Genomic DNA, 11,903 nt, shown 5'->3' on the forward strand with positions numbered 1-11,903 from the left:
TTTTCGCTATCTTTGCAACATGATAACTTCAAAACCCGATAATACGTTAGATTGATATATGAAGAAGATAGTTATGATTATATTGGCTGCCGCTCATTTCGCTTGGGCTGGCGCACAGGTTAAACCAGTGGATGGCCGTATCTCGAAAATGAAACTCACGGCTACCGAACTGGCTCACTATATGGCTCCAGGAGTCAACCTGGGTAATACGATGGAGGCGTGCGACTGGAACGATGTCTTTACCAATCAGGCTGGACTGAAGTCGGAAACTTCATGGCAGAATGATAAGACTACTGAGAGTTATATCCGGAGCTTGAAACAGCAGGGATTCAACAGTCTTCGTATCCCTACATCCTGGGTGGCTGGACATCTTACGGATAAGGAGAATATGACCATAGATCCTGTCTGGATGAAACGAATCAAGGAAATCGTAAACTATGGTCTCAATGCCGGTCTCTGTGTCATCATCAACGAACACTGGGATGGCGGATGGATGGAGCATGATGCCTTTACCAGCGGGGCGAATGTGGCAGAGCATAAGGAGATGTTCCGCAAGCTGTGGACGAATATAGCAAAGGAATTCAAGACATATGACCAGCGGGTTCTCTTTGCTGCCCTCAACGAACCGGGAGTGGGAGGCGCCAGTCCGCAGGTTCAAGGCGACATGCTGGCTCCTGATAGTAAGGAGTTTGCCGACCGGCTCCTGGCATACGAACAGGTGTTTATCGATGCCGTCCGTGCTACCGGTGGTAATAATGCCAGCCGTGTGCTCATCGTACAGACTCCAAAGACCGAGATTGATTTGGCTGCCAAGGATTCTTACGACATCACCCGTCTGAAAGATAATGCGAAGAACCGTCTGATGGCAGAGGTTCATTTCTACGATCCTTATATATTTACCTTGATGGACAAAGATGCCGATTGGGGCAAGGTGGCACTCTATTGGAAGGGACATGCGCCTGCCGATGACCAGGGACGAACCGTAAACACCATCTGGTATGATAATAAGAACGTGGATGCCTACCAGCATATCACCAATCAGGTGATGAAGATGAAACAGAAGTTTGTAGATCTGGGCTATCCGGTAGTCATCGGCGAATATGGTGCCAACCGTAAGGATGCCTCTCTCTTCGGTGGTAATCAGGAGAAGCATAATGAGAGTATGATGGCATGGTATGGTGCTGTGACTGCCGAAATGATGAAGGCAGGACTTATCCCATACGTCTGGGATATCAATGTGCAGCCTCTTCCTCACATGACCATCTTCGACAGAAAAAAGCAGGTAGTTTCCGACTCCTATATATTTAAAGGTGTGATGCAGGGAGCAGCCGAAGGGATGGAAGATTACCTGAAAATCTATCCGAAACCTTAGAAAAAAGCAGAAAAAGCAATAATAAATAAGCATAGTTTAGATTTATATGTAGAAAGGGCAAAAAAGTATCATGCTTTTTTGCCCTTATTTAGTATCTTTGCAACCGAAAATGAATCTTTAAACTGTAAACTTAAATAAATAAATGAAGAAGATATTTGTTTTTTTGATGATGGCGTTGGCTACATGCAATATCTCAGCGAAGTCGAACTTTGTGCAGGTGAAGGACGGACATTTCGTTCGTGATGGTAAACCTTATTATTATGTAGGTACCAATTTCTGGTATGGAGCAATCCTCGGTTCAGAAGGACAGGGCGGCAACCGTGAGCGTCTCTGTAGGGAACTCGATAAGATGAAGGAGATGGGCATTGATAATCTCCGCATCCTGGTGGGCTCTGATGGAAAGCGAGAAGTGAAGACCAAGGTTGAGCCGACGCTGCAGGAAGCTCCGGGCATTTATAACGATACAATTCTTGCCGGTCTCGACTATCTGCTGATGGAGATGGGCAAACGCAAGATGCTGGCCGTGCTCTATCTGAACAATTCCTGGGAATGGAGTGGCGGTTATGGCTATTACCTGGAGCAGGCTGGTTTGGGTCAGGCTCCCCGTCCTAACGAAGATGGATATCCTGCCTTCATGAACTTCGTTGCCAAATATGCATCCTGCGAAAAGGCGCATCAGCTATTCTATGATTATGTGAAATTCATACTTACGAGAACCAACAGATATACAAAGAAGAAGTATAAGGATGACCCGGCCATCATGTCATGGCAGATAGGTAATGAGCCTCGTGCTTTCAGCAAAGAGCAGTTGCCTGCTTTCGAAAAGTGGCTGGGTGAAGCGAGCAAGCTGATCCGTTCGCTCGATAAGAATCATCTGATTTCTATCGGTAGCGAAGGCAAATGGGGATGTGAAGGAGAACTGAACTGTTGGGAACGGATCTGTGCCGACAAGAATGTGGATTATTGCAACATTCATCTTTGGCCATACAACTGGAGTTGGGCGAGAAAAGACCATTTGCAGGAAGATTTGGGAATCTCCTGCAAGAACACAAAGGAGTATATTGATGAACATCTTGAGGTATGCGGACGTATCAGGAAGCCATTGGTGATGGAGGAGTTCGGCTATCCTCGTGATGGTTTCTCTTTCTCAACTTCTTCTACAACAGAAGCACGTGATGGATATTATAAGTATGTGTTCAGTCTTGTTGGCGACAATGCTGCATCCGGCGGTTACTTTGCCGGTTGTAACTTCTGGGGATGGGGCGGTTTTGCCAATCCTAAGCATGAGCAGTGGCAGGTAGGTGATGACTACACCGGTGATCCTGCTCAGGAAGCGCAAGGTCTGAACTCCGTTTTCTCTACCGATAAATCTACATTGGATGTAGTAAAGACGCAGGTAGACAGAATGAAGAAGATTGGTAAGTAATAAGCTTGGTGAAATTGTTGGTTGTTTTAGGAGGGTGTGCCATCAGGTCATGGTGCACCCTTTTTTGTTTGACTTTTTATAATAATACTTTTATGTTTTTTTCGTAAAAGAATTGCCATAATCTGCCATATATTGCCATAAAAATAGCGATACTCAGGCGTTTTTGGTGTTCCCGAAATTGCGTCCCGACGTAGCATCTTGTACGTCCCGACGCAGTAACAGATGCGTCCCGACGCAGTGCCAGATACGTCGCGACGTAATTTTAGATACATCCTGCCCAGAATCAAGTGAGCCTCATTTGAACTCCAGATAAGCCTCCTTTGCATATCAAGTAAGCCCCTTTTGAAGTTAAGGTGAGCCTCACTTAAACATTACGTAAGCCTCACTTGAAACGTGGGAACCATAGGAATATTGGCTATAAAAATAGTTTATTTTATACTTTGATAAAATAGTATCAGAATTAGATAACAAAGTATCATTTGTTTCGCTACTTTTGTTGTAACTTTGCATCGACAAGAACCAATTAATGTATTGATTCTAAAAACAATATTTAAACCTATAAAAAAAAATTAAAAGCTTATGAAAAAGTTTTTTACACTAGTATTTGGCGTATTGTTCGCCATGTGTGCTAATGCGGTGACATCAGATATTGGTGCACCTAGTAACAACATTAAGGATGAGAAGGCAAATCAGGTGTTCTTCAATCCTGAGACTAACGTTATTTCTTTCTACAAGCAGTGGGATTATCGCCCAGGTTGGTGGATTGGAGGTAAGGATTACTCTGAATTTGATGAGTTCGTACTTGAGTTGGATAATCCGAGCAAGTTGAAAATACAGATTGTTTTAGAGTATACTGATACATATACTAAAGATGATAAAACTATAAATTATAATACAACTGCTCAAGGCGATGGCGATAAGATTGTCTTGCCTTTGGATGCAGATCACAAGTCTTCTGTTCGTCAAATTTATTTGCAGTATACAGGTTCAGACGCTACAGCTGATGCTCCGAAGACAGCAACATTTAAGAAAGCTTATATGAATGCTGATGTTAAGGGTACTTCTACTGTCTTGTTCGAAGGTGAGCAGGCTTTCGATGCATGGAGTGCTCAAGTTCTTATAGATAAGGATAAGTTTGTCAATGTTAAGGCAGGTGATAAGATTATTGTTACAGGAAAGAAAGGTGCATTTAAGTCAGATCAAGGTTGGCAAGAATCTTATGGCGGTCAGATTTACTTGAAGACAAAGCGTGCAGGATGGAGTAGTTTAGGTGACAATTTTGTAATGACAGATGTTTCTGCTCAGTATATCTTCAAGATTACTGATGATGAGATTACTATTCAGGAGGAGCAGGTTGATCCTAATGATGAAACCAAAAAGATTAAGGTTGACGTAAAGACTACCATCTTGAAGGAATTGCAGGAGTATGGCTTGGCTATTCAGGGTATGGCTTCCGTAATGACTAAAGTAGAATTGGTAACTTCTGGTGAGGCAACCAACATTTCTAACTCAGTAGTAGCTCCAGCTGCTAAGTCTGCTAAGATTTACAATCTCGCTGGTCAGCAGGTTAATGCATCTTATAAGGGTGTAGTAATCAAGAATGGTAAAAAGTACGTTCAGAAATAGTATAGAGTTATATTTTTAGTTTGTTGAAAAGAAAAGAGAGGGTATGTGAATGCCCTCTCTTTTTGATTTTATCCGTTTCGAACATTGATTAATGTTCAAGATATAGTCCGTTTAGCTTTTCCAGGAAAACACAAACTTCATCATTTATCATTTCCATGAACCCATGAGTCTTCTTGTTCGATACACCAGGATATGGAGTATAGTAATGCTCCTCAATCGGTTCTCCCTGGTTTCTTCCAAACATCAGGTAAGCTATGTGATGCTGCTTGAGTACTGTAAGCAATGTCTCTGAAAAAATACTGGAATCACCAATAGATTCTACTCCTGTTGTCAGTCCGAAGGCATTGTTGTGGTCTTGGACAAAAGGCAGAGCCTGCTTCACAATCTCCTTGATGCTCTTCTGGTAGAGTGGGAGGTCGATGGCATTTTTTCTTTGCAGATATGTCACGTTGATCACATCAATCTTGTTGTCCGGATAGCGATCCATCAGATTCTTGCCAGGCTGGTAGGTTTCAGAATAACTATAAACTACATTCGTTACATCCTCGTTATCCAAGAGATCCTGTATCTTCTTGTAAAGACTGATATAGTCGTCTTTGCTGAGTTTACAGTACCATGTCTTACCGTCTATAGGAAGAAGATTGAGTACTACAGGTGCTTTGATACCATAACCATCTTGCAGTGTATCAAGATATTTGGCAACCTGTTTGGTATATTCCTCCAGCATATCATTATTGCCGTTATAATCAGGCATTGTCCAGTTCATGATAAGTAAGCCTCCCTTGCGGAAGTGTTTCAGCACATCTTCCCGGATGGTCTTGAAAGGAACTCCATCTGCATTCTGCTGCTTTCCGCTCTCGATGCCGGCAAGTTCATAGCCATTGGTTGCCGGACGGTAACCGCAGAGTGCCTTCATGTCGCATCGGTCGCTGTCACATTGCCAGCGATTCCAGCCTATTCCGCTCAGGGTGCCGTACATCTGTCCGATGAGAGTTCCCTTGTTGGCGAAAGCCTTGATGTTGGTTTTCAGATTCTCTGTGCGGGTTGTGAGACCGCTCATGGCAATCTCGTCATACGATTTCTTTTTCTTCTCACCGCATGAAGAGAAAGCCAGGAGGGCCGCGAACATCAATATAATATATTTGATTCTCATAATTTGTTATTCATTATAAGCCTTTTTCATTGCTTCCACTACTGTAGGGAGTGTCCACTGAGGAACCGTTCTGTCTTTTTCGCTGAAGATGCTCATCCAGTAGAAGGTCGCTACGCCGTATGCCTTTGCCTGCTTCACTATGTCGGCAGCCTGGTCGGCAGCAGCCTGAATCTCGCTGGCAGAACTGTTTTTGCTGACACTCTTGCTTCCGTGAGTACCGTATTCACCGATGATGCAAGGAATGCCCTTGCTGATGAACTTGCTGTTTAGACGGGTGAACATATCAGCGATTTCCTTGCTGCAGGAAGCATCCCACTTGCCTTTGGCAAACCAATCCCATGGAGCATAGGTGTGAACTTCTACGGCGATATGTCCATCCACTTTGTCGGTAGGGATGACGAGGTTGTTCAATACGTCGTCACCATTAGCTGCAGCATAGGTATTGATGATGAGGTTGCGGGTCTCGTTGTTGCCACCAGTGGCACGAACTGCATTCACGAAGCTTTGGGCATAACCATTCAAGCCCTTATAGCTGCTTGCGCTCTTTGGTGCATTCCAGGTGTTGTCGGCATCAAGCATCTCGTTGTAACCTTCGAAGAGCAGGTGCTGGTCGTAGTTTTTGAAACGGGTGGCAATCTGGGTCCATAGATACTCAAACTTCTCCTTGTTCTCCTTATAGTTGGCTTCATCAGCCTTGATCCAGTGTTTCACATCCTCATCGTCTGCACCTGTATCATGGTGAACATTCAGGATGCAGTACATACCGTTATCAATCACGTAATCAACGATTTCCTGTATTCTGTTCATCCAAGCCTCATCTACCGTTCCGTCAGCCTTCATGTGCTGGAACCAGGTTACAGGGATGCGGACGGAATTAAAACCGTTCTTCTTCAGGAAATCTACCATCGGTTTGGTCGTTGGCTCCTGTCCCCAAGCTTTCTCGAAATCAGTAACAGAATTGCTGTTCATGTTCATCCACATGGCTACCACATCTGTGCAGTTGCCGAAATTGGTACCGATGCCCATGTTCTTCACAGCATCTACTGCGCTTTCTTCAACGTAGTTGGCGTTCAGGTTTACCTGGTCGCGGGTAATCACGTTCTTGCTGTTCATAGCTGCTTTCCACCAGTCGTTGGATGGCATGTTGCTTCCATACCAAGGCATGAAGAAGCTCCATTTAGCACCAGCGTTCCATGCTTCATCAATGTCAGCTGTAGCAGTCTTGTTATCGATGTTAGTACCACATTCAGCCAGAGCTACGAGCTTGCCAGGATAGCGTGCCTGAATCTCCTTGAACTCCTGAGCCTGCTTGGCAGCATCATAACCGTAGAGGTCGCGACCGATGATATCTACATACTTATCGCCAGGATACCAGTCGGCATCATTGTTATAGGTATTGGCATCACCATTGTAATTCTGTGTGGTCCAAGCCCAAATCAGGTTGTGGATTCCCTTGTTCTGGAAGTAATCAAACATGGTCTGCCAAAGCTTTTTGTAAGTTTTGGCACCATCATATCCCCACCAGAACCAGGATTTGCCCCAGCTGGCACCTGATTTCAGACAGGCATTACCGGCAGCCTCATGGAAAGGACGCCAAACGGCAACAACGCCTGCATCCTGCAACTTCTGCAGAACTTCCACCACCTTGTCCATCTCCTGATAGAACCATTTGTTCTCCCAAGAGCCAGCAGTAAATACGTTGGCTGCTTTGAAGGATGTTTCTGATGGGGTGCAGGTCACACCGCTACCATCTGTTCCTGGAACTGTGCTTTCTGTCTTAGGCACGTTGAAGTGCCACATCAGCGATACCAGTCCGCCCTGGTCTGCCCAGTTGGTTACAGGAGTGATGTCGTTGTAGTTGATCCATCCGTTGGAACCCTGCTTAGGAACATAGATATGGATGAAATCATAGCAGTTGATGGCTGGATATTTACCTGTAGCCTGATAAATCTTATCTGCCTCTTGGGTGTTCCAATTGACGTTGGCGATGACCGAAGAGATGGTCTTGCTGCCATAATTCAGCTGCAGATATTTGTAGAGACGCTTGGTTTTCTCAGTAGCTGCTGGGTCTGCAAGATTCACATCGCCTACTTCGCTTTCGTGATAGATAGAGAAGGAGATATTGTTGATGTCGTTGATGTCGTAGGTTTCCCAGGCTCCGAAATCTTCCAGTCCTTTGAGATAGATTTCCAGTTGGTTGCTGGCATTGTGCTTCATGCTGCTGATGGCGTTGGTTTCGCCCGTCAGATTCCATTCAGCTTGCTTTCCTTCTGAATTGTTGATGGTAATTTTGTCACCATCGGTCTGTGCCAAGGCAGTGAATGAAATCATTACTGCCAGGAGTGAGAGTAATATCTTTTTCATTGTCTTGCTACTTTTAAGGATTTGTTATTGATTTTGATAATATAGACCCCATTTGTCAATTCACTGAGATTGATGATGGTCTTGTCGCCAACGGTGATAGGGGAGAGTTTGATGTTCTTCCCATCCAGTGCGAAGGCGCTTACCTTGTTGTTGGTACCGTCTACGATGATACGGTCACCTTCGAAGGCAAACTTGTTGTTGGTTTCTACCTGCTTGATGCCTGTCGTTGTACCATAAGTGAAGGTGGAAACCTTCCATAGTTCGTAACTGGCAGTAGTAGCTGTAGATTTTACAGTCATCTTATCATTTCCGAAGGTTACTTCCGGTAGAGTGCTCAGTGCAAACTCTATCTTGCTACCATCGTTGAATGATACGAACAGCGACTTGCCGTCTGCAGCTTTGGCAGAGATGCAGCTCAGAGCTATCAGTAAGGATAATGCTATTTTCTTCATATCGGGTTGATGTTTTGGTTTTAATTAAAAATGTGGCGCAGTTGATATAACTACGCCACAAATTTACGAATTATATTTCACATAAATGCTTTTTTTATGTTAAATATATCTATCTTATGGGAGGATAACAATCTTGGTAACTCCTGTCAAGTCGCCCTGAATAGCAAAGCCACATGAGTGTGCAACTTCTACAGCTGTTTCATCAAAAACATATTCAAGTTTACTTTCTGAAGGATTCCAATCTGCAATAGTTGTTATAGTTGGCCAACCATCTTCATTCTTATTGATCTGTACTTGTCCCTTGACGGTAGGGTCTTTGTAAACAATCAGTTTAGAACCAACTTTTACCTTTACTTTCTCAAATACGTCTTTGGTCAAATAGAATTTTCCACTGCCACTTGACCATGAGAAATCAAATGGATATGTTATTTTCCCATTATCCATATTCGTTACAAGTTCTGCGATATCCTTTTCGGCAGGAACCACCTTGAACTCAGGACCTTCAATCTTGTTGCCGTCTGGGTCTTCCATCACGATCTTGTATGTACCTACTTCAGCATTGGCAGGAACCTGACATACAATCTCTGTATTGGTACGTGAGGTATAGCGGTTTACCTTGTAAGAACCGATATAGAGGTTCTGGATGTTCTGGAAGTTCTTACCAGTGATGGTGATGGTAGAACCTGCGATAGCTTCACCTGGTGTTACGGATGCAATTGCTGGATCTGTAGCTGCCTTGATGCTCAATTGACCATCGATGTTGATAGTGGTACCATTCTTCAGGTTGAGCTTGAAGCCTGTACCGGCGCATGCTGCAGGAACTGTTACTGCGATGGCATTGGCATTCTGTGCTGCAAATTTCTCTACGGTCTGCTCTACATCGCCAGGGAAGGTGACGCTCTTCACGAGGTCGAGATCTGTACCCTTGATGATGGTCTTCTCGCCAGCTGTGATAGCAGCAGGAGTGCAAGCGGTAACTGTTGGCTTAACCAATGTATAGGCTACTGCAACGGTCTTGCCATTATCAAGACTCAAAGTGATGTCGCCTTCCTGTGCATCCTCTGGTACTGTAGAAGTAACCTTTGTTGTCTCAACCTTGTTAAGCTTAGATTCCTTGGCGTTAGGGAATGCGATGCCTGTAATCAGATCCATATCCTTACCGCTGATTGTTATCTCTTTACCATTCTTGATAGGGGAAGGAGTTGCAACGAGTTGGCTAGGAACAACGGTTGTAATCTCACCGAAAGGAATTCTTATACCGCTTTTTGTTACAGCTGTAATTTCACCGTCTGCTACCTTAGAAGAGATAATGAAGGTAATCTCAGAAGCTGTTTGTGACTTGAAGTCAGCTGCTTCTACGGTTGCACCATTCAACTCAATACTTGCAATCTGGTCAAGTGAAGTACCTCTGAGGACCTCTGTTTCACCAGCCTTGATGAGAGACTTACCGATAGCATTGTTTGCATCGATTTCAGGAGCATTGATACTTAAAGCACCTTCAGAATACATATAGTTGTTTCCATCGCTAATCTGGAATCTGCCTTCTCCTGCTTCTGCTGGGATAACCAACTGAATCTGATAGCGGGTCTGAGATTTAAAATTCTCGGCATCCATAGTCGCGCCATTGGCAAAAATGACAGATGTAATATTGTTGAGATAATCGCCTTCAATAGTGAGGACGTCTCCAACATTACCTACCAGGTTTTCCTTGTTTTCACCTACGTAGAAACCTGTGAATTTCAAATTCTCAATGTATGTGATTGGGGTAAGGGTCTTGATTTCACCATTCTTGGCGGTCTTCAATGTAACAATACCTGGTTCACATTTTTCTGCAGGAACTTCAATATTGATTTCTGAGTTTTTTCCTGATGTAACAACATTAATGCTGGTAATAGCTTCTGCACCAGGAAGATCTATTTCTGTAATCTGGTCAAGATTGGCTCCTTTGAAAGTAAGGACACCCCCACGGAGTACAGGGTTTGGACCGTATGATAATACAGATATTTCATTGCCATACTGGTCGGTGTTCAAGTCATCACGGTCGCATGATGTGAACGCAAATGTACTGCATATCAGTAGCAGAACCAACCAGAGGAAAGATTTATTATGTCTTTTCATAATGATTGACGTTTATTGTTTTTGTTTGTTTGCAGTGCTGGCAGTTGGATGGCTGCCAGCATCAGCAAATTTTATTCATTGATAGGGCAAACACGAATGTTATCAACGCAAATTGTTGGTGAGCATTCTACAGTAGCCTCTTTGTATGGTCCTGTATAGAGGAACATGGTCATACCTGTGAGATTCTCAAACTTCAAACCACCCAATTTGTTTCCATATCTGTCGTATGCAAATTCTGATAATGGAATAGAAACAGTCTGCCAGTTTCCTGAAGTGCTGAATGTGTTGTTGGTTGCTCCATACCATGGAGTCCAAAGTGCACGTGGAAACTTGTCATCTGCAAGATAGTTGTTGTTGCCTGTTGAGTATGTTACCTGGTCGTTACCGGTAAAATATACCTGTAATGACAAGCCTGTCCAATCATTAGGAATGTTAACCTCAAACTTCACTTGCATGTTGTCAACATCATCCCATTTCATCAGCGAGTTCAACTCAGGATAACCTGCAGCCGGCTCTGGCCAGTAGTTGAATGAGTATTCATCTTCAGCCCATGAATCGAAATTAACGGTCTTTCCTCCTAAGTAGTAGTAATTTCCGTCAAGAGGCTGAACTCCTTCAACATCATTCCTCATACGGTTACCATTTTGAATTCCATCACGCCAGCCATGACCTGTTGCTATTGCGTCATCTCCGTCATTATCCCAGTCGAAGAGTATGCAGCGGTCGTCACGGAAATAGAACTTAGACTTACCTTTTCCATACATGCTTTCTACTGTGACAAATCCTTTCTGTGCACCTTCTGGTACCACAAAAGTAACGGCACTCTTGGAAATGCTCTTGAAATCTGTAACATCTACGTTGCCTGGGAATGTGATTTTAAGATGAGCATTCTCGTAATCCAGCAGGTAGTCACCTTTCAGGGTTACGGTTTCGCCATCTTTTGCAAACTCATTGCTCAATGATGTTACCACCGGTTCTGGTACGAGCGTCTTGAAGTCATATTCAGTACACTCACCATCCTTGTTGTACATGTAGATCTTATTGGTAGGATTGTCAGTAAGAGTCTTTGGTACATCTACAATCAAGGTATGGTCTGTAATCATACTTGTATTCAAAATGGCTTGCTGGTCGTTGAAGAGCATTTTTGTTATACTTCTCAAGTTGTTACCGACCAGGCAGATACTTGTACCCATGTATGCTCCAGTTAACATGGAATCTTTCTTGGTTACATCGCACAGGCGAACGTAATCAATAGAAGGAGTTCCACCAGCTATTTCATATTTGTCAGGCTCATCCACACAACTTGTGATACTGAGCCCTGTAAAAGCTGTAGCTCCAAGAAGCATGATACTTAATATTTTATTATTTAGCTTCATAATTGTTCTATTTTTG

At 43.6% G+C, this 11,903-nt stretch carries 8 protein-coding genes; 3 read left to right on the plus strand and 5 right to left on the minus strand.

Annotated features, from left to right (window positions below; genetic code table 11):
- Nucleotides 1-58: 58 nt before the first annotated feature.
- The 3 genes from ONT18_RS01425 (at nucleotide 59) to ONT18_RS01435 (ending at nucleotide 4,424) form a co-directional block, all read left to right on the plus strand.
- Entirely contained in the window at nucleotides 59-1,372 is a 1,314-nt protein-coding gene (locus ONT18_RS01425) for a glycoside hydrolase family 5 protein (RefSeq protein ID WP_264903716.1), read from the plus strand.
- 142 nt (nucleotides 1,373-1,514) lie between these two features.
- Complete coding sequence (locus ONT18_RS01430) at nucleotides 1,515-2,798, plus strand: glycoside hydrolase 5 family protein (protein WP_264903718.1); 1,284 nt, start codon at nucleotides 1,515-1,517, stop codon at nucleotides 2,796-2,798.
- A 579-nt stretch (nucleotides 2,799-3,377) separates the two neighbouring features.
- Nucleotides 3,378-4,424, plus strand: coding sequence for a hypothetical protein (locus ONT18_RS01435; protein WP_264903720.1), 1,047 nt, complete (start codon nucleotides 3,378-3,380; stop codon nucleotides 4,422-4,424).
- Nucleotides 4,425-4,512: 88 nt separating this feature from the next.
- Here the strand turns inward: ONT18_RS01435 and ONT18_RS01440 are convergent, their stop codons facing one another.
- The 5 genes from ONT18_RS01440 to ONT18_RS01460 form a co-directional block, all read right to left on the minus strand.
- Complete coding sequence (locus tag ONT18_RS01440) at nucleotides 4,513-5,577, minus strand: hypothetical protein (protein ID WP_264903722.1); 1,065 nt, start codon at nucleotides 5,575-5,577, stop codon at nucleotides 4,513-4,515.
- Nucleotides 5,578-5,583: 6 nt separating this feature from the next.
- Nucleotides 5,584-7,941 (minus strand): cellulase family glycosylhydrolase, encoded by a 2,358-nt coding sequence (locus ONT18_RS01445; RefSeq protein ID WP_264903724.1) that lies wholly within the window; start codon nucleotides 7,939-7,941, stop codon nucleotides 5,584-5,586.
- Nucleotides 7,938-8,393: a T9SS type A sorting domain-containing protein gene (locus ONT18_RS01450; RefSeq protein WP_234564536.1), complete on the minus strand. Its 456-nt coding sequence runs from the start codon at nucleotides 8,391-8,393 to the stop codon at nucleotides 7,938-7,940. The genes ONT18_RS01445 and ONT18_RS01450 overlap by 4 nt, the downstream gene beginning before the upstream one ends.
- Nucleotides 8,394-8,507: 114 nt before the next feature.
- Nucleotides 8,508-10,511: an IPT/TIG domain-containing protein gene (locus ONT18_RS01455; protein WP_264903726.1), complete on the minus strand. Its 2,004-nt coding sequence runs from the start codon at nucleotides 10,509-10,511 to the stop codon at nucleotides 8,508-8,510.
- Nucleotides 10,512-10,582: 71 nt separating this feature from the next.
- Complete coding sequence (locus tag ONT18_RS01460; RefSeq protein WP_228112388.1) at nucleotides 10,583-11,887, minus strand: glycan-binding surface protein; 1,305 nt, start codon at nucleotides 11,885-11,887, stop codon at nucleotides 10,583-10,585.
- Nucleotides 11,888-11,903: the final 16 nt, after the last annotated feature.

The organism is Segatella copri (assembly GCF_026015295.1).
In the GTDB taxonomy this organism is placed as follows: Bacteria; Bacteroidota; Bacteroidia; order Bacteroidales; family Bacteroidaceae; genus Prevotella; species Prevotella copri_C.